Here is a 24,853-nt window from a genome sequence, read left to right on the forward strand (position 1 = left end):
AACCCACTTTAAATTTTATAATTTTAGAGAAGTCAACTCATATTCTCCACGCGTCACTGTCGGGTGCTGTATACTTTGAAATTATCACGGCAAATAAAATCATTAAAATGGCCTGCGGCAAACCGACCAATTTCCACAACAAGTAATTTGACACGAAAACCTGTTGATCAAGTTTTGTGATGAAAAGAAACAATTTTTCTATAATCAATTCCAACGCTATTAAGGTAGTAAGACTCGCAAGAGCAGCAACAAAACTATACTTTGGTATAGTCCGGGTGGTTTTAATGATAAATACAGCCAATAGCACTATAGCTGCAACTGTATGAATGCCAAAAGTTATTTGTACGGATCTAATTGCATAAATTATTATGGTCAGTGACGTGCCGGCCACCGCGATGATCCCCCAGCGAAGCGGCACCCTGGCCAAAGCCAAACCAAAAGCTACAATACCCATTACCTCAGGAATACCCTGCATAAAAAACAACAATATTTTTTCCATCTGCCTATCTGCTTTCATTAATGTGAATTTTCATTGATACTTCTACAAATGCTATTAATATCCTGCCATAAACTAGATAAAATTTCTACAATATTCCAACCAATTTCGACAATATTTATTAGGCGCTATTTTTTCAATTACTTCAATATTTTTAAAGTCTAATATTAAGAAATGTTTAATTGGTTGAGTAAATGACAATACTATTAATGACTATTTGGGAAAGGAGTTTAAATTATGTACTTATCACTGGTGGAATACTTTCACGGGGTCCAGAGCCGTTTGCCTGAGGAAGCGGAAAGAGTGATAAAATCCTTGGAAGACATAGGTCCCATGAACAAAGAGGATTTATCGCTGACCGCTAAAGTAAAAAGAGCCGTGCTGGACCACGTCGTCATGCAGCTTTACGCACTTGGCATAGTGGACGTAAGCACCGAAGGAAAAAGCAAAATATGCAGCCTGACAAAGTTGGGTTATGATTTTCTCAGCTTGAAGAATGCCGTCTAAAGGCATTCTTCTTTTATTATCAGCTATTATTTTTGCACCACTTTTTTTAACGCGTCCACTATCGGCGCCGGCGCAAACTGCTCCACCTGTGACAAGGCGAACTCGGGGGACAACGCTTTGCCGGGAATGAATTCCCGCCTATTGATTATGGCATCGTAGACATCACAAGCGCCGATTATCAGCATCTCTAAAGTCGGTTCCATAAGGCCGTCGGGATAACCGCCGCCGCCGGGTCTCTCATGATGGCCACGCACAAGGGCTTTAATGTATTCAGGTGATTTTGGCCATATCTCATCAAGTATATTTACAGACACAATGGGATGAGCCGTGATCAAAGCCCAATCAGAAGAATCTATCGGGTATTTGGTAAATAATTCAGTCGGCCACGCTGTTTTCCCTAAATCATGCAGGTAAGCCGCCAAGGTTATTTTTTTATGATTGGGCACACGCAGAAGCGAAGAAACTGCGAATGTCAGATTGGCAACTCTCCTGCAATGACTCTCAACGAGCGGATAAATTGAAAGAGTTTTCCTGGCGGCATCAATCATACCCATAAAATCAATCATCTCCCTGTTATATAAATATACGCCATATATTAAGCATTACCTTCTAACAATGGGAAAAAATTAGAATATTGGTAATAGTTATCGCATTGTGTCGAGAAATATATTCTTTAGAGACGCTGTATGCTGCTTTACCATGGTGGTATAATCTATATATGGTTAATTTTGGAAACAAATCGGGGGGGGGGGGGGGGTATCTCTTTTGAGATTTCGTTTATCATTTTGTATATTTTCATGCTTCATCATAATTCATTTGCTTTTCATCGCTTCCCTCAATAACGCGGAGACAAACGACGCCGGCGAATTCACCATAGACCACATCATTCCTCACATAGGCGGCAGATATAGCTACACGTCATTTTTAAACAGCAGCCATTACTATGATTTTGTTACCGATTGGCAAGAACAGGCACCCGGAATATACCGGCAGACTCATAACAACAAAGACGGCTCTCAAGACTATGCGATATATCAAGTTAATGAAGATACTATCATAGGGTCTGAAAGCGGTTTCGCATTGGCGAACGGTGAAGGCAGTATTGAAAAAACTATAGCAGGAACCAATTTTGTTTTTCAGAGGCAATCACCCGGCGGTATTTGGGTTAGCCAATATAAAACCATAGACAGCTATAACAACATTACAGAGTATAAATGCGCTTGCCGGTACATGGGGTTGGAAAAAATAAACATCCTGGGGCAGGACGTTCAAGCGGCGAAAGTTATATGGGAGAAAGAGTCTACCGCAGCACGGCAATCTTTGTATTCCGAGTGGGGTCCGGCGCCATTCTTCAGCAAAGGGGAGGATTGGTACGTTGAAGGAATGGGCCTGGTAAAGAGGACTTGCCGCATTAGCTATGAAGATTCTCAAGAATTGTCATGCGTCGTTTTATTAACTGAAATTCTTGCCGGGGAGTAGGTTTTACATATTGTTCAAAAAGGATTTTAGCATATTTTGGAGAAGTCTCACATTATCAACTTACGAGGAGAGCAAGAATGAATATCCTAATCTTCGGACTCGGCGCTCTTGGCACTGTCTACGCGTGTTTACTGAAGCAAAAAGGACACCGGGTCACCGGTCTGGCGAGAAAGCCCGTCCAGGAAGCGGTTCGGGAGAAGGGCGTTCGGGTCACCGGCATCTGGGGCGAACATCACGCCATGCTGGACGAAATAGTAACCGGTGTGGATAAAATCAGCGTCTGTGACTTCGACCTCGTTCTAGTCACAGTTAAATCATACGACACGGAAAAGGCGGCCGCGGAAATTGCCGGGATCCTGTCACCTGACACATATGTCGTTCTTGCCCAAAACGGTTACGGAAACTTCGAAGCGGCGGCCAAACATATCCTCGAGCACCGGTTGATCCTTGGACGGGTAATTTTCGGCGCGGAAACAACCGGCCCCGGAGCTTCAAAGGTGACGGTCATAGCCGACGACGTTATTCTGGGATCACCGAAAAACTTAATTGATCAATATAAGATGGAGACGCTTGCCGGTGTCTTCAGAGAAGCGGGAATCCCCACCAGGTTTTCGGAACAGGTGATGAAGTATATATGGGGTAAAATAATTTATAACTCGGCCTTGAATTCCATGGGAGCCATTCTTGAAGTAAATTACGGAAGGTTGGGCGAAGTGGAGCACTCCAGGAAGTTAATGGAAAGCGTTATCAGGGAGATTTTCGCCCTGCTGGAGAAAATAGGTCAGGAGGTCCTGTGGCCTAATCCGGAGGCTTATCTGAAGGATTTTTATGAAAAATTATTACCCGCCACCGCCTCACACCACCCGTCGATGCTGCAGGACATCCAGAGAGGCAGGAGGACGGAAATAGACGCGTTAAACGGCGCCGTCGTGGAAATGGGGAAGAAACACGGAGTAAGCACACCGGTAAATGATTTCATCGTTTCGCTTGTAAAGGCAAAAGAAAAAATGAACTTATGACTTGCCGGCCGCGCCGAAAGCCATAAAGTATCCACCCTACGCCATTGCGGGAGAAAGCGACCTGGTATCTGTTTTTGAGAATTCATCTAACAGGCGTTCTCTGCTTATCGGAAGAACAAGCAACGCGTTTCCGCCTGACAGAAAAACATCATATACTGTATCCTCGACAGCTTTTTTAAAGATGAAAATTATTTTCACGTTGATATTGTTGTAAATAGGACCATAGTCCTGTTTATTTAGCACAACCTTTTTCCCTTCAGCTTTACGCGCTTGGCGTTGTAGACGTGAGCGCTGAAGGAAGTTCCTCATAACTTCGAATATAATTTATTAACCAGTTTACTTTACCAATTTCATTTGGTTCTTCAGTGCTATTAAGCATTTCATCACATAGAATTAATAGTTTTTCTATAATTTCGCTTCTGCAAACCAAAAGAAAATCCACATAGTATAAACCATCGTTATCTTTTTTCACTAAATGGGCAAGATGTTTTCGTTTTTTAAGATTCGGATGTACTTCACATAATTTAGGGTGTAAATATTGCATATTAAAATCATATTCTTCTAAATACTTTCTTTCAATTATAATACGCGGGTAAATTGCAGCCTTTGATTCCAACTCATAAGCTTTAACTAAAGCCGGGCCGAAAACTATATTGCCACTATGGAACAGCTTTCCGCAGACAATTCCTCCACGAAGCATGAAACCAAGAAACGCCAAATGAGCCTGCAACAACATGACATCCAACAAAAGAAAAACCATCGTTTCCTCTTTCTTGGGATATGATATGACAATACTATCCGAAAAAGCCGTTACTCTCCTGCCACTTTTAACAAACTCATCAGTACTATTACAAAAGTCATTATATTTCTTATAATCATATGTTAAAAATTTTAACGCTGAACAAATTCGAAGCGTTTTTTCATGATCATGAGAGCTCTCGTTAACTTTTTTCCGGAACCCTAATATATCAATGAAAGCTGTAACTCTTTCACGGTATTTAAATTCATCAAGCATATTTTCTTTTAAATCATTCACTTTATATACCCTCCCATATTATCTAATTCAACATAAGAGGCATATTCCCTTCAGGCAGTTTCTAACTGGCTTTAAACCTGACAAAGAAGGTTGTGCCGCTGGGACTTGTATCTATATCAATTATAGCGTTGTGCCGGTTTGCTATGCTGTAGCACGTTGCAAGCCCCAGACCGGTGCCATTATCTTTCGTGGTCAGGAACGGGGTGCCGATTTTATCAAGTATTTCCTGTGAAATGCCTTTTCCCTCATCCTGAACGGCTAAAACTATTTCTCCATTTTCGATAAATGTTTTGATTGTTATTTTCCCGCCAGGGGACATTGCCTCCAGTCCGTTACGAATAAGGTTAAGGAGCAACTGGCGAAACTCTTTTTCATCCAGTATTATTTCAGGCACGTCATCTAAAGCTGTTTCAATATTTTTATCCTGCTTTATGGCGTCGGCTTGAATCAATGGGAAAATTGTTTCGATTATTGTCTTTATATTCTCCTTTTTCATATCCACAACCTTATTTTTGGCCAACGATAGAAATTGAGTAATTATTGAGTTCACCCTGTCCAGCTCTTCTATCATAAGATTAAAATGTCTAATATGTTTTACCAATTCCTTTTTTTTGGACAGCAATTGGAGAAACCCTTTCACGGTTGTCATCGGATTTCTAATTTCGTGACCAATGCCGGCAGCCATTTCTCCAACGAGGTGCAGCCGGTCCAGACGGGCCATTTCGACTTCCATTTTCTTTTCTTTGGTCATATCTCTCATCAAGGTTATCCGGCATGCTTCACCGCTAAGGTCCATTATTACAGCTGATAATAAGACGGTGACTATATTACCGGATTTTGTCCTGATTTTATATTCAACGTTATGAATTTCTCCTTTTTCACTTAATTCTTTTAAAAGGGATTCCGTGTGATGCTTATTCTCGACCCATAGACGCAGTTTTACAGGCGTGCCGCCTAAAACCTCTGCACGGGTGTACCCGGTAAGCTCCAGGAACTTCTGGTTTACATCTATATAACGGTTATCCCTCATGCGCATAATGGCGATCGAATCAGGGCTGTTTTGGAATATCTTGCAGAATCGTTCCTCGGACAGACGGAGATTTTTTTCTGCCAACTTACGTTCAGTTATATCCTGGAAAAGTACAGAAATTCCTTCTCCAAACGGGTAGACGCTAACCTTCGACCATAACCCTGTATCTGAAGTTTTCACTTCAAAAACAAGGGGTCTATTATTGTTCATCACCTCATGATACTTATTCCAGAAAATGGAGCCCACCATTTTGGGGAACTTGCACCAGATGTTTTGCCCGATCAGGTTTCCAAAATAAGAAAACTGTTCTTGCGCCTGATGATTCACATAAATAAATCTCCATTGGTTGTCCAAAGTAAAAAAAGGGTCTTTTATGCTTTCAAGAATATAAGTTATCTGCAGGTTAGCTTCCTTCAGTTCTCGCGTACGTTCCCGCACAAGTTTCTCAAGCTGCTGCTGATGCAGCTTCAGCATTTCCTCTGCCTGTTTTCGTTCGGTGATATTCCTATGCGTGGCTACTGCTCCGGTTATTTCACCGTTACTGCCGCGTATAGGTGTGCAGTTGATCGATACATACGTACACTCGCCTGCTTCGCTGTTAAAAACCAGTTCATAATCTCTTACGACCTCTCCTTTCAAGGCACGCTGCACCGGTAATTCTTCAAAAGCAAGCACCTTTCCTTCGGCAGTTAATGTCTCAGATGCCCTCACCCGATCTGCGCAAAGATTTCTTGAAAAATCATTTGCGAAGATTCGGTTTCCAAATTTATCGTAGATAGTGAGACCATCGGGCATGGACATGATTACGGCGTCAAGCTCGTTAGCACGCTTCTCTGCTAAACGGCCAGCTTCCAGGCGAGCATCCTCCGCCCGTTTTTTCAGCAAAACTTGAACTATGGCCTCACTTAAGGCCTCTAAGATTTCCACTTCCTGAAGACTATAGCCGCCTTCCCTGTTACCTAATCCGATCATTCCGATTATCCCGCCGCTGTGAATCAGGGGCGCCCCAATAAAAGAATGCAGGAGAGGATGACCTTCCGGCAGGCCGACACTGTCCGGATGCGCGGCAGGTTCATTAGTAAATATGGATTTACCTTCACGGAGTACCCGCCCGTAGACGCCGTGTATTTCCAAGTCTTTAGGCAGTTGCCCGCGGCCACTGCCGCTGGGCATCCAGCAAGCGGCCCACCCGGGGTCGCTGATGGCAATATTGTCTAAATCACCGGCGGAGTCTACCTCACCGATAAAACCAAACATGCTCTGAGTCAGTTCCTGAGCTACTTGCAGGCAGGTCTTTCCCAGTTCCTCCCTGGTTTCACAAGCAAGCGCCTCATGAAAAATCCGGTTGATCCCATCCAGCACCGCTTTTTGAAGATGGTTTTTTTCCTCGGCCAGTTTGTATTTGGTGATGTCCTCAAAGGTAGCGACGGCTCCTATAATAGAACCTCTTTCATCATATAAAAGACTGGAATTCCATACAGAGATTTTACGAACTCCGTCGTCCCAGATAAATTCAAGCTCAAAGTCTTTTACCACCTCACCATTCCAACAAGCCCGCTGAATCGGCAGCTCTGCGGGAGTAATTTCTTTCCCATTATGAATTAATTTCACAGACCGCTCTTCGCAAACGGTATGAGAAAAGCTGTCCCAAGGCCGGATTCTAAGGAATTCAACCGCTTTTCGGTTGTGTCTTATTTCTTTGCATGTGAGATCTGTAGTGATAGTTATTCCGGCGGGAATTGAATTAATTATGTTCACAGCTATGTTTTGATTAGAACTTAATAATTTAGTCAGCGCGGTAAAATATGAACCAGCAATCACCCCTGCTGTTGAATCTTTAATCATAAAAAACACTCCTCTTGGCATTTCCAATATTAACCTTGCCATAAGCTAATTCTTTCGACACTAACTGATAAATCTCCTTGAGAGATAATGTCATGATAATGAAAAAATTTTTTGGCGTTAGTTCCTGTGATAATTCCCGGAAGCTCTTAGCCTCAACTGATGATTAGGATTCAACGGAACGTTAATAATAAAGGAGATATTGGGATTTGGGGGTTAGCAAAAATGAGGAAATATCGTTCACCCTTGATGTCGGCTTTATGGTCGATAGCCATACCTGGTTTTGGGCAGCTTTATATCGGTGATTACCTCATCGGTGTATTACTGGTTGTATTAGAGTTAATAATCAGTGTAAAAGCAAGCATAAATCTATCTATCTTGTATTCATTAAGAGGACAGTTTCAGAATGCTTCCGGCGTGGTTAATTTTCAGTGGATGTTGTTTTATCCGTGCATATACGCCTATTCCATCTGGCAGGCTTATAACAGGGCCATGGAGATTAACCATGGTCTTAGCCAGGCTGAAAAAGGCAGAATATTTACCAACACACAATATAACGGGTTTTTTGTGGGGTCTGCAATGGGAGGAACATTGGGCGTTATATATAGCTATCGGACATATAAATATATGAATCATAAACACCTTGGTTATAAAATTCTGGCGCTAGTTTCTCTATAAAGAAATCTAAGATGAGAGATGCAGCTAAATCTCCCAATTTGTCCTCCCTCTCATTGAGAAAATAGGTTTGAATTGCTGAAATCATTTCCTGTCTTTTTTCCTCGTTTATTTTAATTTTATTATTCAAATTGATTCCTCCCTCTATAATCTAACATTTACTCTCCTTAAAAACCTTAACGGTTGCAATCCAGAATAATAATATTTTACATTATATAATATTCAATAAAACTGTAGTTAAAGAGTTACTTATCATAAAGACGTTATGCATAAGTTGTTGGCGGGTCATGGGATCGCCCCGGGGAGTAGTTCGGCGGGGAGAGGAGGTTGTCCTGCAAAGGGAAGAAAAAGCCCTTCAGGAAGAGTGGTTTATAAGGTGGCTATCTCATCTTGAAGGGCTTGTAACATTTCCAAATTGGTGTGAATGCGGGCGAATACCGTTAATACTGGTTACTCCGCTAAAATAGTGTACATGCCCCCATTGGATCGGTATTGGCGGTCCGGTTTCAACATCCATCAGATGGTCATGCTTTTGCTCTGTAGTGGTCCTGTTATATATACGATGGGTATGGGATGGACCCTCTGGAGCTGGAGTAGTAGTTCACCCACCCAACCCGCTCCTTCGCCAAATCGCACACCAACCCCTGCTCCGTCTCGCACCGGTAGCGCGGCGGCTCTGGCTTACGGCGCTGTAGCCTGGAAGGCAGCCCGGCAAAACAAAAACCCGCCTTAATAGACGGGTACAAGGAGAGAGAAAATTCAGTATGTAATCCGGCAATTGGCCGGTTATTTTTATCATTCGGTTCTGTTGGTTTATATTAACACTGTTTGCTGAAAGCAAGCTGAATGCCGGCTGTGATTTCCATGAAAATAATTTGAAGGTTTTGTGAACCAAATAATAACGCCCCACCACAGAGCATAATGAAATTATTTTTTCAATATCTTTCGCTTCGCTATGAAGTAAAGCACCGCAACAAAGATTACAACTGCGAAAATTACTGACAATATAATCAGGCCGTTGTCGCCAAAAACAGGGTTACTGTTCCATTCCGATCTCACTAACGGTAGTGCGAAGAGCATAGATAGACCTCCATTTACTGAATGCTTTAATTTATTATCCCCCAAAAACAAAAACCCCACTCCGAAGAGCAGGGCTTTCATTAACCAGATAACTAATACTGATTTACCTTCCAGCAAACAATCTGATTAAAAACCAAATAATCCATTCTACTGGTGTACGGTGATATTGGGGTTTTGCTGAAGGTATAGAACGGAGCTCCCACGCCGCCGGATGCTTTACTCTGGTACCAGCTGATAAAGTTCTGGATTTCCGTCATGGACAAGTTTATCGCAGTAACCTCTGTCAGTCAGGTTCGGACAACCCGGCTGCCGGCAAGGTTTCAAGGGTCGTTGTGGCATCGAATCAACCCCAAACAAAAAGAGCCTCACGGGCTCCAAATATTAAAAAATTATAAACTATCTCATAAAAATGTGTTGACTTATACACATCTAATGTGTATAAGTTAATCAAGCGGCGAGGGCTGAAATAGCCCTCAGCCTATTACCATAAAGGAGAGTGTTGCTAGATGACAAAAGTATATCCTGTAATCCTTACCCCCACCAATTCGGGATATGTTGTAACTGTTCCTGACCTCGATATTAATACACAAGGTAAAGACCTGGCAGAAGCAATTTATATGGCACGCGACGCTATTGGCCTTTGGGGAATATGCGAGCAAGACGACGGACGCATAATCCCAGAACCGTCCACTTCTGAACCTCTGCATAAAGCTAATGAACTTGTTACGTGGGTGGACATCGACTTTGCAAAATACCGCAAAGCAAACGATTTAACCACTATGAGAATCAACGTATCAATTCCTAAATATCTCAAAGTCCTTGGTGATGAAGCTGGGGTTAATTTTTCTCAGGTCCTCCAAGAAGGATTAAAAACCCGCCTCGGAATAGAAAGGCAGCCCTAACCGGGCTGCTTATAAATTACCCCTTCACTTATAGTTTGCTTTCGTATGACAAGCTTTATTTTTTCTTCCGCTCGCTTTACAAAAACCTGTATTGAAGCCTTGGTACACATTAACTCGCAATAGTCTGTTAGAATTCTCTAAAGTGATGAATCAACTGAGAGCACTAGATAATATTGATAAAAGCATTTATGTTCAAACAGAATGGTTTGACTCGTTCACCAAAGTTTGTAATATGATGAATCTTGATTTAGTGCTTAAGAGCGATTCTTTATGATGTTTTTTAGCTCACTTACTTCCCGTTCTAATTTATTTAATCTTTCATAACAGGCTATAGTTGGTATTTAATTGAATCCCTACCTCGCGTTGGGTTTTTAAAATGGTGTCAACTAACGAGGCAATTGAAAAAAGCCATAAAAATGATTTAACGGGAGCTAATAACTCCCGTTTTTTGGGTTTTTTTTGTGTGTCACGTGTTAGTCACCGACAAAATTTTAGGCGATTTTCAACGATTTCTGAGAAAATAAAAAAACCGCCAATCCCTACAGATAGCGGTTTTACTGGTGGGGATGACTGGTTTCGAACCAGTGGCCTCTTGAATGTGAGTCAAGCGCTCTCCCGCTGAGCTACACCCCCGCAACCTATTAAACATATTCTAACATACAGGCGCCCAAAAGGCAAGATAAACAGGGTTATATAGGGGAATCAATCGGCCGCTATCGCCCGTATGCAAATGGCATGCTATAACTGGTTTATCACCAGACCTGTAATCAGTTTCGGGTAGAAGAAAGTGCTTTTTTGCGGCATCTTTTCACCGTTGTTTGCCACTTTGGTGACCTCCTCCACCAAAGTGGGGTTCAAGAACAGGGCCAGCTGGCATTCTCCTTTGTCCACCAGGGACAGGGCGGCTTCTTCTTCACGAGTATACGTAATATGTTCAGCTCTTGCCATAAGCTCGCCGCCAATACCTAAAAGCCTGTCAATAACCAGCGTGTGCAGTATGGAAACGTCCAGTCCCTGCCAGGCGGGAGACTTCTCTTGAGGCATTATTTGAGAAAGTCCTGTTTCGCTCTTTAGCTGCAATAAATAAAAAATATTATCCCCGGCATATAAGCCGAAAACATGCGGGCGAGAAGCAAGGGCGGCCTGTGTGGAGGATACTTGTCCACGCTCGGCCATGAGTTTTATGAGTTCCTGCAAACCGCTCCCGTCCGGTCCCGGGCGGTGTTCCTCCACCATGAAACTGTCCTTAACCTTACTGATCAGCCGGCTGATATCCAAACCAGCAACATTTTTTATCAGCCGGTGAGTGGGCAGGACTACTAATCCGGAGTCGTATAAATTTACCAGGGTCATCATCATGTAACAGTAGGCGGGCTCACTTTGCGCATTCGGCGCTTCTCTTTCTTTTTTATAATTCAAAGCAGTTTCGTATCGATGGTGGCCGTCGGCAATAAAGATCTGTTTATCGGCCATTATTTGCCGCACCTTGCTGATCACTGTCTTCTCAGTAATTACCCACATCCGGTGCGTCTCGCCAATTTCATCCGTAAAGTCTATATCCGGCGGCGCCCCTTTTACCGCTTCGCGCAATGCTTGTTCCACTTTCTTTTCTTTATCGGCGTACAAACCGAAAACCGGGCTGAAATTAGCCTTGCAGGCACGCATCAAGTCCAGGCGGTCTGCCTTGTGCTTGGGTATGGTTTCTTCATGAGGCAATACGATACCTTTATCGTAAGGTTCAAGCTTAACCCCGCAAATGAAGCCGCTGCGAATTTTCTTTTGCCCGCCGGCAACAAACCCTTGCTCATAGAGATATAGGGCCGGCTCAGCTTCGGAAACGAGAATGCCTTCTCCGATCCAAGCGCCAAAATCCTCAGCTGCTCTCGTATAGCGGTTATTTGCTTCATTGTCTCCCGGATAGGTTTTTCCGTACTCCAGGCGGATAATGTTGTATGAATGACGCTTGTAATAGCGGTCTTGAGCATCAGGGTCAATAACATCATAAGGCGGGGTGACCACCTCGTTCATTTTTTTAATTTTTCCTTGGTTGTAGCGTAAGCCTTTAAAAGGCATTATAGTCGCCATAAAGTAAACCTCCTCATTAAACAGGCACTGAAGCACAACGCCGGTGTCTTTATTAGCAAGAATAGCAATATTATTACGCAATACTGTTAAATTGTATTATAATAGTGATAAAAATACAACGACATATAACGACATATATATCAAGTATTGTCTTTTCTGGTCCAGCGCTCACTGTCCCGGTACCGGTACTTGGCCATCACCCGCTTAAAGGCGTCCTCCAGGTCAATATTTAATGAGTTGGAGTAGCAAATCAGGATAAACAATATGTCAGCCAGTTCAAGGGCCAGGTCTCCGATCGGCTCATCCGGTTTTTTGGTTTTTTCCCCATATTGGTGATTTATTTCGCGCGCCAATTCGCCGACCTCTTCAGTTAGACGGGCCAGCATGGAGAGTGGATTCCAATAGCCTTCTTCAAACTGGCTAATCCATTGGTCCACTTCATTCTGCATTTCTTTAATATCCATAATAGTATTCCTCCAAAGACGGTTTTTCTAATTATTTATACTATTGAACGTTTCTATGTGTCATATTCCACCGGGTTAAAAAGTATATTAAATAAATACGACAAATAGACGGGAGTTGGCGTATTGCGTCGTCCTTGCTGGGTTGTATTAAATAAAAGAATTTCTATTATTTTGCTGGCGGTATTTTTTATTTTACTGCTTTGCGTTTTGGCGCACATTACCATTAAATCCCGCGGCACCGTGAAAGCGCCTCCCCAGGAGATGCTCAAGACCGGACTGGAAAGAACAATTGCCAGCGGGAGTTTCCGCTACCAGGCAGAAACCAGGCTAACCGCAAGCGGCAAAGCAAATATAGACTTTTTCAGCCAGGTTGAAGGCGAGAGAGTAGCTCCCGACCAGGTGCAGATAAGAGGCGCCATCATGAATACACCAGTTGATTTCATCCAGGTGGGGAACAGTTCATATTTTAAAGACCAACCTTCCGGCCAGTGGGTTTCTTTGTCCGGGAACAAGCTCTCGGATATGGAGATCTTTTATGCCGAACTGAACCCATTAGCCTATTTTAATTTTAAAGATATCATTGAGCTGAAGTATAAAGGTCTCGTAAAAGTAAACGGTGAAAGAATGCTGCAAATGGAAATCCGCCCCACCCTGCAGGATCCTTTCCTTGAACTCCGGTTAACCGACTTTTTTTACAAGATTTGGTTAAATCCTGAAGATTACCGGATTCAGCAGGCATCGATACAGGCGAAGGATAAAAATAGTCCCCAAAGCGGTATCGAGATCAATTTGAGCTTTTGGGATTATGACAAAAATATATCAATAACACCGCCTGATGTAAACTAAATATTTCAGGACCCGTTACTGACAACACGGGTTCTTTTATTTTACTGAAGATATTATTTGATATCACAACGATAATTACACGATGCACACAATGCTCACGGGGCGATTGACATGACGATTACATATTGTTATAATATGCCGGATTTTAAAGCATATTTTCTCCGGGAGGTGTTGGCTTTGCATCCAGACGGTGAAAAAATATTGCTGACAGAAGAGCAATTAGAGCTGCAGGTAGCTGAATTAGGCAGGCGGATTTCACAAGACTACGCGGGCAAAGAAATATTGGTGGTCGGCATACTTAAAGGCGCCATGGTGTTTCTTGCCGACCTGGTGCGCAAAATTACCGTGCCGACTTATTTTGATTTTATCTCTGTGTCAAGTTATGGAAGCTCAACCAAATCATCAGGGGTGGTCCGGATTCTAAAAGATTTGGACCGGAGTATTACAGGCCGCCATGTTCTGATCGTGGAAGACATCATCGACACCGGCTTGACCCTGAATTACCTGTTGGAAAACCTAAGCTCCCGCCACCCTGCCAGTATTAAATTATGCGCCCTGCTCGACAAGCCGTCCAGGCGGCTCAAACCGGCGAATATTAATATTGATTACTGCGGCTTCACCATTCCCGACGAATTTGTGGTCGGATACGGCCTTGACTACAACGAGCGTTACCGGAACCTACCTTATATCATGATCTTAAGTCCGAAAATTTACGGTGGAGGAAAACAAAATGTCACTGCATGAGCAAGAAATGATCATTGTGCTGGATTTCGGCGGCCAATACAGCCACCTGATCGCGCGCCGCGTCAGGGAACTGAAGGTGTTCTGTGAAATGCTGCCGTTTTCAACGCCACTTGAAGATATTGTCGCCAGGGGGGCCAAAGGGATTATTTTTTCCGGCGGGCCCTCCAGCGTTTACAGCGAAGGCGCTCCTTCCTGCGACCCGGGCATCTATAAACTGGGCATCCCCATACTGGGCATTTGTTATGGTATGCAGCTGATGGGCCGCCAGTTGGGAGGCGTCGTATCACCTGCCGCGCACCGGGAATACGGCAAGACAGAATTGACCGTGCTCGAGCGGGACAAGCTTTTTTCAAGCCTGGAGCCAACCGAACAATGCTGGATGAGTCACGGCGACACGGTGGAATCACCACCACCGGGGTTTACTGTCACGGCGACTACCAGCAAGGCGTCTGTGGCGGCCATGGCTCGGACGGAGCGGCGCTTATACGCGGTGCAGTTTCACCCGGAAGTGGTCCATACGCCAAAAGGACAGGATATACTTAAAAAATTCCTTTTTGACATTTGCGGCTGCCACGGTCTCTGGACCATGTCATCTTTTCTTGAACAAGCCGTGGCTGAAATACGCCGGCAGGTGGGAGAAAAGAAAGTGCTTTGCGGCCTGAGCGGCGGGGTGGATTCATCCGTCGCGGCGGTTCTGGTCCATCAGGCGGTGGGCGACCGTCTCACCTGCGTCTTTGTGGATCACGGCCTGCTGCGCAAAGGCGAGGCGAAGCGGGTTCTGAAAGTTTTCCGGGATAAATTTAAAATCAACCTGATCGGGGTTGACGTGCATGAGCGCTTCCTGTCGAAATTATCAGATGTAACCGATCCCGAACGTAAAAGGAAAATCATCGGGGAAGAATTTATCCGCGTTTTTGAAGAAGAAGCCGACAAGCTGGGCCAAATAGATTTCCTGGTGCAGGGAACACTGTATCCCGACGTGGTGGAAAGCGGCACCGCCACGGCGGCTGTGATCAAGTCGCACCACAATGTGGGCGGACTGCCGGAGGAAATGCGGTTGAAATTGATTGAGCCATTGTGCTGGCTGTTTAAGGATGAAGTGAGAGCGCTCGGCGAAGAGATGGGCCTGCCGGAAGAAGTGGTTTGGCGCCAGCCGTTCCCCGGACCGGGCCTGGCAGTCCGCATAACCGGCGAGGTTAACGCTGAAAAGGTGGCGATCTTGCAAGAAGCGGACGCGATATTTGAAGAAGAAATCAGAAAGGCCGGCCTTTACCGGAAGATCTGGCAGTCTTTCGCCATACTGCCCGACATGAGAAGTGTGGGAGTAATGGGAGATGAGCGCACCTATGCTTATACTGTGGCGCTTAGAGCGGTAAATAGCCAGGACGCCATGACCGCCGACTGGGTCCGCCTTCCCTACGAGGTGCTGGAGACTGTCTCTTCCCGCATTGTCAGCGAGATCAGGGCAATCAACAGGGTGGTTTATGATATTACTTCTAAACCGCCGGCGACAATAGAGTGGGAATAAAATGCCGTTATTAATACAACCTTTACAACCTTCTGCAAGATTAAAGCATTAAGGATAGTTCTCATGAAAATAAAAATAATTTGACGTCCGGCAACATGATTTCGGAAAAATTTACATGGAACATATCAAATAACTAGATAATATATAGCTGATAAATAAATTACAGCTTAACATTTGACATTATCACAAGACTTATATATAATAGTTTCTAAAAAAAGCAAAAGGTGGTCTATCCAAAAATGGCATTTGAAATTTATAAGCCGAGAGGGGAACGGGCTGAAAAATTACCCCTTGTATCATTGTCAAAGAATTCCCTGGTGATGAACAACAAAGCACGCGAGAAATTAAACAAACCTGAAACTGTTGAATTAGCGTATGACAAGAATAGCAACACAATTAGAATCAAATCATCAAAAGACGGGCTAAATGTTAAAAAAACAAAGGTTTTTGCCAAAGGGTTTTTCAATTATTTTGATATAAACAAAAAGGGAAGATTCGCAGCTGTTTATGATGAAAACGAAAACGCCCTTTATGTAAGTATTGATGAAACTAACCTGCAATAAAGCAGGTTAGTTTATTTTTGCACATCTGGCCGGCGAAACAATATGGAGCAAATCAAAAGAACAATGAAGCTTGCCAGCAAACCTGCGTATAACGGGTCAATACCTTGGGGAACGGCTAGCTTCCAAAACAAATCAGCCAATGGTCCTACCGCCAGGGCTAAAACTCCGCCTACGGGGCTGACAAATTTTTTAAAGAAAATCGCCCCCAGCAGTGGCAGGAATATGCAGGCTCCGCGCAACCCCATGGAAAGAAAGCTCCACTGCAGGATCATTGATTTCAGGTTTCCGGTGACAAAGAGAATGGTCAAACCTACCACCGTCACCAATACTATCCTTGATGTCATCAGCATCTGGCGGTCGTCGGCCCGGGTATTGATATATTTCTGGTAAATATCCCTGGTAAACATAGTGCTGATTCCCAAAGTAAGACCGGCGGCGGTTCCTACAACGGCCACTAATAGCACAGCCAGGACAATCCCGCCGAGCCAGGGGGGCAAATAGTTGATCACAAACATCGGCAAGGCTTCAGAAGCAGGCATATCCGGGTAGTTCAATTTCATGTACATGCCGGCAAGAATTCCCGCCAAGCCACTCGGCAGCACAAGCATTCCTGAGCACAAAGCGCCGAATCTGGATATTCTTACATCTTTGCCGGAAAACATCGCCTGCAAATAAGTTTGTGTGGACATCACCCCGACAATTAGCGAAAAGCCCGCGGCTATATCTGTTGAAAATCCCCGGCCCAAAAGACTGAACCAGGGATACGGGGGAAATGAGCCTGCGAGGCCGGCCGCTCCCCCCGCCTTGAGGTAAGCCAGCACGCCTATGACAATCAAAGAACTATAAAGGATAGCCAGCTTAACAATTCCTACAATGCCGGTACTGATCACTCCCCCAAAATAAACATAGCATATTACCAGCACTATGGCGATCAAGGCGGCGTTAAAAGAACTAAGCTGAAATATCGGCGCGATCAAGGCGATGGCCGCTAAAATTTGGGCAATGATATTTAAAAATATACCCGTTGAACTAAAAATACTGGCGATAGGCCCCGCCGCCGGGCCATAGCTTTTAGCAAGAAACTGCGGCACCGTCTCTAATGCCGACTCCCGCAGAGGCCTGGCCAATAATAAGGCAAGCAAGAAACAGCCCGCTCCGGCGCCGAGGGTAAACCACCAGGCCGACAGGCCATACTTAAAAGCCAGTTCAGCTGTTCCTACGGTTGAAGCTCCTCCCACCAGCGTTCCGGTAATTGTTCCTATTATTAAAATTGCCCCGGCTTTTCTCCCGCCCACCGTGAAATCAGCGGCGCTGGCAACCCGTCTGCCCGCGTAAACACCCACCAAGGATACGAAAGTCAACGTAAGCACGATACTGATTATATGGGAATAAGTTAAGCCATACATGAGGATCTATCCCATCGCAGAACAGATTTTGGGTCAGCGGTTTTCATGGCACCTGCGTTTTAAACTGCCCCGGGCTGATTATTTGAATTACCCCACCCCAAGCGCACATTAATTTCGATGAATTATTCAGCGCCGGCATATTTCCAATTAGCACCTGCGGGCTGCCGGGCGCCCATGGAGCAGGCGTAACCGGCACGCAGGGCATGGGGGTTAAAACGCCCAAAGCCGCCGCTGTGGCAGATGCGACTGTAGGATTAGCCAAGGAATTGCACATCCCGAACGGCATTATGTTAACCATCGGCGCAAAATCCATTATCGTAGCGGCAGGCGTAGTTGCCAACACACGGTTGACCGGCAGCACCATCAACGTGGACGGCGCGACTCCGAAACTGCATTGCAAGTTAGCCCCGTTGCAGACAAGAACGCCCATCGACCGAATCACTCCCCAAATTTATGCTGATTAAACCGAAATCCTGGAATAAGCATGCGCCATTGTTTCCAGTTCCTTTCGGACACCCGGCAGCAAATAAAGAAATTCAAAGCCGCCATAAGGAATATTATCATAATATTTCAGCCAGGCAAAGCGCACTTTAACATTAAATGAAACATTATTTATTTTAAAGCTCGCGTAGGTATCATCACCGCTCTGCAGCATTTTCGCCAGCATGGGAACCATGTAAACCATCAAGCCGCCGGCCGAAAAATCCACCAGCGAGGTTTGCACGGCCATAGCGCCGGAAGTAAACTTAACATTTGTCGCGTATTTAGCGCGCACATAATTTCTTCTTTTTTGGTCAAAATGTTCCGGTATGGCCAGCCCGTAAAATTTTGAATAATCTTTTCCTGTTTCCACTAATATTGTTTCCGCGCTGTAAAACGCATATTGCAATGGCACACTTACCTTAACCTTCTGATTTTCCTGCAGCATCAAAACTTGTCCATTTATTCTTGGAAGGCCTATCCAGAAAAGTTTTTCATCAACTTCCGTGAGCACAGCTTTAAATTCAATTTTATCAGAAACCTGCAAATTGACCTCTTGTTTCACAACAATGATATCTTTCACATTCATCACGTTAACGCAACTCCTTAAATTTATACCCCATGGAATCCTGCAAGACTCGGAGCACGCAAAGCCCCGGTTTCTTATAGAGCGGCAGGTTAAACTGTTTCGGCACCGGCTGAAATTCACTGTTATAGAAAACACGCACCAGAGGAAAAAGCGAAAAACCTTTCGGGGTGTCGACCGCCATACCAATCATGCCGTTATTTAACTCAACAAGCGTTCCGGCGGGATAAGCGGCGATGTTGTGCATAAACGCTTTGGAGATATTATCCTTGACAAAATAGTCGCCTGCGGCGGAACACATCTCGAAAGCCTCATGAGGCGGGAAGGCCTTCCGGTAGACTCTGTCCGCCGTGATCGCGTCAAACCTGTCGGCAATGGCCACAACTTGAGAGAATTCATGGATTTTTTTATCCTGAATCCCCACCGGGTAACCTGAACCATCATAGTTTTCGTGGTGCTGAAGCGCCATGAGGGCCTGCACCTCACCGATATTTCCAGCCTCGTGAATCAGCTCGTAACCGAATATTGTATGCTTTTTCATTATATCAAATTCTTCCTTGCTTAACGCTCCCGGTTTGTTCAAAATTTGGTCCGGTATTTTAACCTTGCCCAGGTCATGCAGGAGCGCCCCAACCCCCAGCACTTCCAAATCTTCGCGGCTGTATCCCATGGTAATGCCGGTCATCAGGGACAGCGTGCAGACATTGACGGAATGAGCAAAAGTATAGTCATCCTGTGAACGCAAATCAACCAGGTTAAATATTAAATTCTTCCTGGCAAGGAGCTGCTCGGTAAATTCACCGACGGTATTATAAAGGTTCTGTGGTTCGATCACCAAGCGTCCGGAATCCTTCGCGTCAAGCAGGATATTTCTTACCTGGTTTACAGCCGCCAAGCGCGTCTGCCATTTAATTACGTCATTAACCTGTTGACCAAGCGGCGCCGCATCGTCCACCCAGGCAACAGTAACACCCTGTTTGAGCAACTGTTGCACGTAGGCGTCGGTGAGTTGCTTCCCGGCCATTATTAGTTCTTCACCTCTACTGTTGTAGATTCCGCTGCTGAGTATCATTCCCGGCCGGAGAGAAGAGATTTCAATTTTACGCAAAATCGACTCATCTCCAATGCTAATTTTCAAACAATATATTTTTTGGAAAAATTAATCTTTTTTTCTGCGTCAATTTAAATAAATCCTTTAGAGATATTGTCGATTTCTGTCGATCTGGTCTTTTTTTTGTATAAAATATTTATTTTTAATAAATTTTTACTGGTGTTTTGAAAAAATCTTTATTAATTTTATTGTCGTTGGAAGGATTTGCCAGACAATACGGCGAATATATATTTTAGAAAAAGAATTGGCCAATAGGGGGAGTGTGGCATGGGAAATCTTATATACGCCAGAAAACAAGATAAAAACGGTTTATCAGGCAGCAGTCATGGATGCGAAGGGCCTTACTCGCAGGCCGTTGTGCCGACGATTGATGTATATACCGCCAAGGTGCTGTTCAGCTTGACTCAAAAAATGATCGAGGATACCGTTGACAAACGCGTTTCCGCCTTGGAAAAAAATATTGAAAGAAGAGACCAGGAAGTTATGCGAACGATCCGCAGAATTCAAGCCCAAGTGATTGTACAGCAAAACAAATCCCCATTACCGTGGTGGAAAAAAATATTTAAGAACAAATAAACTATTTAGGTATCAGAATTCAGTAGTCAGTAAACCATTAATCATTTTTCTCATTCTGACTCCTGGATTCTGACTCCTGACTCCCGAATAATTACTTTTGGTCGTCATACGCGCTGCATTTCGGACAGTACAGCTTTACTCCCTTATCGCCTTCAGGCAAAGGCTTGCCGCATAAAATGCACTCACCCTTTGATTTCCTTTTCTCTTCAAGAACTGATCCCTGTTGTTCCTGAAGTATCCTTCCCACGATTTTGTCCTGCTCACCTTTTTTAATATTTGTGAATTGCAGGCCGATCATAAAGCGTTCTTTCTTTTCACTGTCACTGTTTTCCGTAACCCTCACCACCCGGCCTTTTAAATTCAATTCTTCGCCCGGAGACAATTCTAATATCACTTCTAATTCATCATTTTGCTGAAGTTCTTCACCTGTGGCAAAAAGAATTCCGCCGCCGCTCATATTTATAACCTTTGCCCGCTTGTATTTATTGTCCTCACCGCGCGCGTAAAGCAATTCCTGCTCGATGGAAAGACGCATCCAATTTCTCTGTGCGCTGCTTTCTGAAACTGCGCTGTCAAAATAATACCTTTTTTCATTCAATTTTTGTTGAGCACGATACCGGATAATGAGCAATCCCATCAGCAGAAGAACCAAACCCAGCCATAACCACAAATAACGTTGATTCTGCGTGGTCATTTCATTCATCGCTTTGCTAAAAGCCTGCGTAAGTTTCCACGCGTAACCCTCTTCGCCGGGGCTGGCGCAGGCGGGTGCAGCCGGCATTATCCCCCCGCAAACTACCGTTGCGGATAGTAACGCTAATAGTAAACTAATTCGTCTGATAATACAGGAAATCATTTATTCCCCCCCTTTATAAATTATTACAAACCATTGCCGCAAAAAAGTAAAGTGTTTGGCCGGAATATTTTTTATGCTTCTCTTGGATTAAAAGGTTTGCTTAGATATGCGCTTGCTAAATCATATAGAAATGATATAATGATTAAAGCCTGCTAAAGATCGATATACATCTCCTGACCGGGGTTGGTACTTCGTCCATGCAGAGCACTCTTAAAGGTAAGGAGATGTTTTTATTGTTTTCAAGCAAGTTCTTAACGTGCAAAGACTGTGGGGAAGAATTTGAATTCACGGTAGGTGAACAAGAATTTTTCGCCGAAAAAGGCTTTACCAATGAACCTTCCAGGTGTCCTTCCTGCCGTCAGGCACGAAAAAACCGCAACCGCGATCAAGGCAATTGGTCCGGCAACAGGAAAAACCGCCAGATGTATGAAGTTACTTGCGACGGCTGCGGCCAAATAGCGCGGGTGCCATTTCAGCCGGACGGTTCCAGGCCGGTTTATTGCAGCGATTGTTTCCGCAGCAATTCCAGCTACGCGCGGTAAATCTGTAAAAAAGGGGCGTTGCAAAACTTCGGTTTTCGTCACGCTCCTTTTTATTGTTAGGCAATCAGGCGATAATCGCTAAAATAAAAATTGTTGGGCAAGGTAATTAAATTACTGATGCTGGCAATACTATAGGTAGTCTATTAAATAGATGGATATATTTTACAGGAGGAATTAATATTATGTTTGGCACGGTCAAATGGTTTAACGACAGTAAAGGGTACGGGTTTATTGAACAAGAGGACGGAACGGACATTTTTGTCCATTATTCAGCCATACAAAATTCCGGCTTTAAAACCCTGAGCGAAGGCCAGAAGGTAAAATTCGACATTAACCCCGGCCCGCGCGGGCAGCAAGCATCCAATGTGCAGATAGTTTAACGGCAAACGGATAGAATACAAGCAGATAGAATAATGATAAAACCCACTCTAACCTACTCTCGGCCAGCAGTGGGTTTTATCTTTTTATAACGCATCGTTAGATTCTAGGAAAAACTCTTTTTCAGCTTAAAAAGTTCTTTGAACGCTCTCAGGATCACCGTAAGCTTTGCTCCTGTCTGCTCTCCGGCAATGCGCGGGTAGTGGTTTACGCCCACTTCGGTTATGAGATACCCACGCGCCTTTGCCTTAGCCAAAATTTCAGTGTCAATGAGAGCCCCCTGTGATTCCAGGGTAATTTCGTCAAATATTTTACGGCGGTAGAGCTTGAACGCGGAATCCACATCTGATACTTTGAACTTGAATAGCAAATTCACCATTGCGCCCCATAAAAAAGCGTTTATTTTGCGGATAAAAGGATCCCGGCGGTTAATCCGGTAGCCCGAAACTATATCATACTTTTCAATTAACGGCAGAAGTTTTGTAATATCTTCTATTCTGAATTGACCATCCCCGTCGGTATAAAAAACGAGCTCTTTGGCGGCGTTTTTAAACCCGGTTTGCAAAGCGGCGCCGTAGCCTTTATTCTTTTCATGGTTAATTAACCTTATTTCCGGGTGTTCACCGGCCAGTCGCTCAGCAATTTCACCAGTGCGGTCCCGGCTGCCGTCGTTGACGATAATGATTTCAAAGTCATCTGATATCTTAGGAGCAACGGCCAGGGCTTCCAGAGCCACTCTCTCCACGTTTTCTTCTTCGTTGTAACAAGGAAAAAAAATTGAAATGGGGTACTTCTTCATAGTCCGCTCCTTTTAAGGCTTTGCATTATCAAAAGCAATATTATGGTACTCCCTTCCGTCGGGAAAGTCAAATTCAATATAGTATTCTACCGCAGCGACTCAGCGATGCTCAGAATTTCTTCAACCGGCAGAGTGCCTTCTATGGTGATCAGCAAACGGTCCTGCTGGAAAATAACAGTAAACCGTCCGGGCGGGGTGGATTCCAACAAGGCGCCGTTCCGCCCGTTTATTTTTATTTCTTTCCCCTTCGCTGGACTATCTTCTGAAACATTCGCTTCAGGCGCCAGCCTCTCTTCGATCCCGAATATCAGGTTACCGGCCTTATAATTAATATTTACCGTGTTCTCACTGCGGGAGAGGCTTTCCATCACCGTTCCCTCCGGTAGATAAGAAGGCAGCAGCGGCACCAGCTTATTATCGGCATTGACCTTGTCAATCTCTTTCCCGGCGCTGGTTGCCGCGGCATCATTCTCTGCCGCTGCCGCGCCTTCAATTTCATTCGCTCTTTTTGCTGGTTCCTCCTTCTTTAAAGAAGTCTCGGTGAAAGAACAAGGATTAATCCCGGTAGCGCTATCTGCATCGCCAACCAGCGTTTCAGCCGGCAGCTTCTCCATCACCCTTGAGGATTTCTTTATATTTGCAGATTGCTTCTGAACATCCGGGTTACTTTCACCAACGGGGTCCTCGGTAATTACAGGTTGAACATCCTCATCCGCGTCTAATTGATATACTTGGCTCTGGTCAGCAGCTTCCGGCGGACTCGCTTGCTCAGTTGCTCCAGGTAATGATTCCCCGTTCATGACATTACTATCCGGGCGGCCGCCAAATTGCTGGTGGAACATGCCGTAAGCGGCGGCAAAAATGAGCAGCGCGGCGGCAATGCCGGCGTAGCCTCTCTGCAGTCGCTTGTAGAAAGGCAACCGCCTGCCGCGCTTCTTAATTTCATCGTCAATTTTCGATTGCAGGCCTTCAGGCAAAGGGATCTCCGCAAACATGCGCCTGACTTCCAGGCGCAGAAAGTCGTCCGCCTGCTTCAACTTGTTGAATTCCCGGCGGCAATGGCTGCACTGCTCCAGGTGATTGTCGACAGCTTCCTTTCTTTCCCGGGTCAAGTCACCGTCAAGGTAGTCGTTAAACCAATCTTTTATGCTGTCACAACGCATTTTCTTGGCCTCTTTCCAAAACCTCTTTTAATGTCGCGCGGGCGTTAGCCAATCGTGATTTTACCGTTCCCACCGGTATCCTCAGCATTTTAGCCACCGTTTTAATATCCAAATCCATCTCGTAATACATCACCAGGACGGTCTTGTGCGCGTTATTCAATAACCCTAAGGCATCCCTCAATTCCAGTGCCCGGTCACATTCGCCAGTCCAGTCCTCAGTAACGGCAGTGTCCCAATCCGCCATTCTTTCGAGCAAGACTCCTTCCCGATGTTTTTTCCGCAGGCAGTCATGGCACAGGTTTATTACAATACGGGTGAGCCATGTTTTAAAAGACGACTCCAGGCGAAATCCCGCCAGTTTACGATAACAAAGCAAAAAGGACTCCTGCACCAAGTCCTCCGCGTCACTGTGGCTTTGCAGGACAGTATAAGCGATCCTGAAAGCGTAGCTCAAGTATTTGCCGGTTAACTCCGAAAAAGCTTCTTTATCGCCAGCCTGAGCGGCCCGCACCAAATCGCGCTCGCTCATAACCACCTTCGTTCCCATATGTCCAAACGCTTCTTTCTTAACTGTTAGACGACTAACAAGCAGGGGAGGTTCATATTTTAATATCATTATAATCTAAAATTGGTTCTTCAACATCCACAATATTTAATATA

Annotated in this window: 30 protein-coding genes, 1 tRNA gene and 1 pseudogene; 12 read left to right on the forward strand and 20 right to left on the reverse strand. The window is 44.6% G+C overall.

All coding sequences use genetic code 11. The features are described from left to right. Window positions 1-37: 37 nt before the first annotated feature. Window positions 38-499, reverse strand: a complete 462-nt coding sequence (locus L9W92_RS01140; RefSeq protein WP_240081924.1) for a hypothetical protein — start codon at window positions 497-499, stop codon at window positions 38-40. A gap of 234 nt (window positions 500-733) precedes the next feature. Here L9W92_RS01140 and L9W92_RS01145 point away from each other — a divergent pair, with 234 nt between their 5' ends. After that, window positions 734-1,003, forward strand: a complete 270-nt coding sequence (locus L9W92_RS01145; protein ID WP_248285777.1) for a transcriptional regulator — start codon at window positions 734-736, stop codon at window positions 1,001-1,003. Window positions 1,004-1,029: 26 nt separating this feature from the next. On the opposite strand, the gene L9W92_RS01150 is transcribed toward L9W92_RS01145, so the two are convergent. Then, window positions 1,030-1,557, reverse strand: a complete 528-nt coding sequence (locus L9W92_RS01150) for an HD-GYP domain-containing protein (protein WP_240081925.1) — start codon at window positions 1,555-1,557, stop codon at window positions 1,030-1,032. 211 nt (window positions 1,558-1,768) lie between these two features. On the opposite strand from L9W92_RS01150, the gene L9W92_RS01155 reads away from it, so the two are divergent. Then, window positions 1,769-2,482 (forward strand): hypothetical protein, encoded by a 714-nt coding sequence (locus tag L9W92_RS01155; protein ID WP_240081926.1) that lies wholly within the window; start codon window positions 1,769-1,771, stop codon window positions 2,480-2,482. A 77-nt stretch (window positions 2,483-2,559) separates the two neighbouring features. Beyond that, entirely contained in the window at window positions 2,560-3,501 is a 942-nt protein-coding gene (locus tag L9W92_RS01160) for a ketopantoate reductase family protein (RefSeq protein ID WP_240081927.1), read from the forward strand. A gap of 36 nt (window positions 3,502-3,537) precedes the next feature. Here the strand turns inward: L9W92_RS01160 and L9W92_RS01165 are convergent, their stop codons facing one another. From L9W92_RS01165 to L9W92_RS01175, 3 genes are all read right to left on the reverse strand, one after another. After that, a complete protein-coding gene (locus L9W92_RS01165; RefSeq protein ID WP_240081928.1) occupies window positions 3,538-3,744 on the reverse strand; it encodes a hypothetical protein in 207 nt (68 codons plus the stop codon). Between the two features lie 19 nt (window positions 3,745-3,763). Continuing rightward, complete coding sequence (locus L9W92_RS01170) at window positions 3,764-4,537, reverse strand: hypothetical protein (protein ID WP_240081929.1); 774 nt, start codon at window positions 4,535-4,537, stop codon at window positions 3,764-3,766. 61 nt (window positions 4,538-4,598) lie between these two features. Further along, complete coding sequence (locus L9W92_RS01175; protein WP_240081930.1) at window positions 4,599-7,412, reverse strand: PAS domain S-box protein; 2,814 nt, start codon at window positions 7,410-7,412, stop codon at window positions 4,599-4,601. A gap of 222 nt (window positions 7,413-7,634) precedes the next feature. On the opposite strand from L9W92_RS01175, the gene L9W92_RS01180 reads away from it, so the two are divergent. Further along, a complete protein-coding gene (locus L9W92_RS01180; RefSeq protein WP_240082170.1) occupies window positions 7,635-8,087 on the forward strand; it encodes a hypothetical protein in 453 nt (150 codons plus the stop codon). Here the strand turns inward: L9W92_RS01180 and L9W92_RS01185 are convergent. The 4 genes and pseudogenes from L9W92_RS01185 to L9W92_RS19565 form a co-directional block, all read right to left on the reverse strand. Continuing rightward, window positions 8,008-8,172, reverse strand: a complete 165-nt coding sequence (locus tag L9W92_RS01185) for a DUF2164 family protein (protein WP_240082159.1) — start codon at window positions 8,170-8,172, stop codon at window positions 8,008-8,010. The two genes, L9W92_RS01180 and L9W92_RS01185, sit on opposite strands and share 80 nt — an antisense overlap. A gap of 297 nt (window positions 8,173-8,469) precedes the next feature. Further along, window positions 8,470-8,661, reverse strand: a pseudogene (locus tag L9W92_RS19260) (YmaF family protein); the annotation flags it as partial. A 350-nt stretch (window positions 8,662-9,011) separates the two neighbouring features. Further along, window positions 9,012-9,281: a hypothetical protein gene (locus tag L9W92_RS01190; protein WP_240081931.1), complete on the reverse strand. Its 270-nt coding sequence runs from the start codon at window positions 9,279-9,281 to the stop codon at window positions 9,012-9,014. 99 nt (window positions 9,282-9,380) lie between these two features. After that, entirely contained in the window at window positions 9,381-9,503 is a 123-nt protein-coding gene (locus L9W92_RS19565; protein ID WP_502687911.1) for a DUF8602 domain-containing protein, read from the reverse strand. 167 nt (window positions 9,504-9,670) lie between these two features. Here L9W92_RS19565 and L9W92_RS01195 point away from each other — a divergent pair, with 167 nt between their 5' ends. Then, the gene (locus tag L9W92_RS01195; protein ID WP_240081932.1) at window positions 9,671-10,066 is read left to right on the forward strand and encodes a type II toxin-antitoxin system HicB family antitoxin; all 396 of its coding nucleotides are present in this window, start codon (window positions 9,671-9,673) and stop codon (window positions 10,064-10,066) included. 558 nt (window positions 10,067-10,624) lie between these two features. Here L9W92_RS01195 and L9W92_RS01200 read toward each other — a convergent pair. The 3 genes from L9W92_RS01200 to L9W92_RS01210 form a co-directional block, all read right to left on the reverse strand. Continuing rightward, window positions 10,625-10,699 (reverse strand) — tRNA-Val (locus L9W92_RS01200). A 105-nt stretch (window positions 10,700-10,804) separates the two neighbouring features. Then, on the reverse strand, window positions 10,805-12,151 hold the full coding sequence (locus L9W92_RS01205) for a DUF1015 domain-containing protein (protein WP_240081933.1): 1,347 nt from the start codon (window positions 12,149-12,151) through the stop codon (window positions 10,805-10,807). A 140-nt stretch (window positions 12,152-12,291) separates the two neighbouring features. After that, entirely contained in the window at window positions 12,292-12,615 is a 324-nt protein-coding gene (locus tag L9W92_RS01210) for a nucleotide pyrophosphohydrolase (RefSeq protein WP_240081934.1), read from the reverse strand. 207 nt (window positions 12,616-12,822) lie between these two features. On the opposite strand from L9W92_RS01210, the gene L9W92_RS01215 reads away from it, so the two are divergent. The 4 genes from L9W92_RS01215 (at window position 12,823) to L9W92_RS01230 (ending at window position 16,296) form a co-directional block, all read left to right on the forward strand. Further along, complete coding sequence (locus L9W92_RS01215; protein WP_240081935.1) at window positions 12,823-13,461, forward strand: hypothetical protein; 639 nt, start codon at window positions 12,823-12,825, stop codon at window positions 13,459-13,461. 177 nt (window positions 13,462-13,638) lie between these two features. Next, window positions 13,639-14,205: a hypoxanthine phosphoribosyltransferase gene (hpt, locus tag L9W92_RS01220; RefSeq protein WP_240081936.1), complete on the forward strand. Its 567-nt coding sequence runs from the start codon at window positions 13,639-13,641 to the stop codon at window positions 14,203-14,205. Continuing rightward, window positions 14,192-15,733: a glutamine-hydrolyzing GMP synthase gene (gene guaA, locus L9W92_RS01225; protein WP_240081937.1), complete on the forward strand. Its 1,542-nt coding sequence runs from the start codon at window positions 14,192-14,194 to the stop codon at window positions 15,731-15,733. Before hpt ends, guaA begins: the two co-directional genes overlap by 14 nt. A gap of 239 nt (window positions 15,734-15,972) precedes the next feature. After that, a complete protein-coding gene (locus L9W92_RS01230; RefSeq protein ID WP_240081938.1) occupies window positions 15,973-16,296 on the forward strand; it encodes a hypothetical protein in 324 nt (107 codons plus the stop codon). A gap of 11 nt (window positions 16,297-16,307) precedes the next feature. On the opposite strand, the gene L9W92_RS01235 is transcribed toward L9W92_RS01230, so the two are convergent. Genes L9W92_RS01235 through L9W92_RS01250 form a run of 4 tightly spaced genes read right to left on the reverse strand, consistent with a single transcriptional unit; the run spans window position 16,308 to window position 19,906 of the window. Beyond that, window positions 16,308-17,702: a sodium:solute symporter family protein gene (locus L9W92_RS01235; protein ID WP_240081939.1), complete on the reverse strand. Its 1,395-nt coding sequence runs from the start codon at window positions 17,700-17,702 to the stop codon at window positions 16,308-16,310. Window positions 17,703-17,745: 43 nt separating this feature from the next. Continuing rightward, complete coding sequence (locus L9W92_RS01240; protein ID WP_312038045.1) at window positions 17,746-18,132, reverse strand: DUF4280 domain-containing protein; 387 nt, start codon at window positions 18,130-18,132, stop codon at window positions 17,746-17,748. A gap of 30 nt (window positions 18,133-18,162) precedes the next feature. Continuing rightward, window positions 18,163-18,771, reverse strand: coding sequence for a PilZ domain-containing protein (locus L9W92_RS01245; RefSeq protein WP_240082161.1), 609 nt, complete (start codon window positions 18,769-18,771; stop codon window positions 18,163-18,165). A 4-nt stretch (window positions 18,772-18,775) separates the two neighbouring features. Continuing rightward, a complete protein-coding gene (locus L9W92_RS01250) occupies window positions 18,776-19,906 on the reverse strand; it encodes an HD-GYP domain-containing protein (protein ID WP_240081940.1) in 1,131 nt (376 codons plus the stop codon). 240 nt (window positions 19,907-20,146) lie between these two features. Between L9W92_RS01250 and L9W92_RS01255 the strand changes: the two genes are divergently transcribed. Then, a complete protein-coding gene (locus L9W92_RS01255) occupies window positions 20,147-20,455 on the forward strand; it encodes a hypothetical protein (protein WP_240081941.1) in 309 nt (102 codons plus the stop codon). Window positions 20,456-20,546: 91 nt separating this feature from the next. On the opposite strand, the gene L9W92_RS01260 is transcribed toward L9W92_RS01255, so the two are convergent. Further along, window positions 20,547-21,311, reverse strand: coding sequence for a flagellar brake protein (locus L9W92_RS01260; RefSeq protein WP_240081942.1), 765 nt, complete (start codon window positions 21,309-21,311; stop codon window positions 20,547-20,549). Window positions 21,312-21,544: 233 nt separating this feature from the next. Between L9W92_RS01260 and L9W92_RS01265 the strand changes: the two genes are divergently transcribed. Next, window positions 21,545-21,853 (forward strand): zinc-ribbon domain containing protein, encoded by a 309-nt coding sequence (locus tag L9W92_RS01265; protein WP_240081943.1) that lies wholly within the window; start codon window positions 21,545-21,547, stop codon window positions 21,851-21,853. Between the two features lie 182 nt (window positions 21,854-22,035). After that, window positions 22,036-22,233, forward strand: a complete 198-nt coding sequence (locus L9W92_RS01270; RefSeq protein ID WP_248285778.1) for a cold-shock protein — start codon at window positions 22,036-22,038, stop codon at window positions 22,231-22,233. A 104-nt stretch (window positions 22,234-22,337) separates the two neighbouring features. Here the strand turns inward: L9W92_RS01270 and L9W92_RS01275 are convergent, their stop codons facing one another. The 3 genes from L9W92_RS01275 to L9W92_RS01285 all read right to left on the reverse strand — a co-directional run bounded on the left by L9W92_RS01275 (window position 22,338) and on the right by L9W92_RS01285 (window position 24,722). Continuing rightward, window positions 22,338-23,030: a glycosyltransferase family 2 protein gene (locus L9W92_RS01275; protein WP_240081944.1), complete on the reverse strand. Its 693-nt coding sequence runs from the start codon at window positions 23,028-23,030 to the stop codon at window positions 22,338-22,340. A gap of 86 nt (window positions 23,031-23,116) precedes the next feature. Further along, window positions 23,117-24,193: a zf-HC2 domain-containing protein gene (locus L9W92_RS01280; RefSeq protein WP_240081945.1), complete on the reverse strand. Its 1,077-nt coding sequence runs from the start codon at window positions 24,191-24,193 to the stop codon at window positions 23,117-23,119. Beyond that, window positions 24,183-24,722, reverse strand: a complete 540-nt coding sequence (locus tag L9W92_RS01285) for an RNA polymerase sigma factor (protein WP_240081946.1) — start codon at window positions 24,720-24,722, stop codon at window positions 24,183-24,185. Before L9W92_RS01285 ends, L9W92_RS01280 begins: the two co-directional genes overlap by 11 nt. Window positions 24,723-24,853: the final 131 nt, after the last annotated feature.

Source organism: Pelotomaculum terephthalicicum JT (assembly GCF_022410535.1).
In the GTDB taxonomy this organism is placed as follows: domain Bacteria; phylum Bacillota; class Desulfotomaculia; order Desulfotomaculales; family Pelotomaculaceae; genus Pelotomaculum_D; species Pelotomaculum_D terephthalicicum.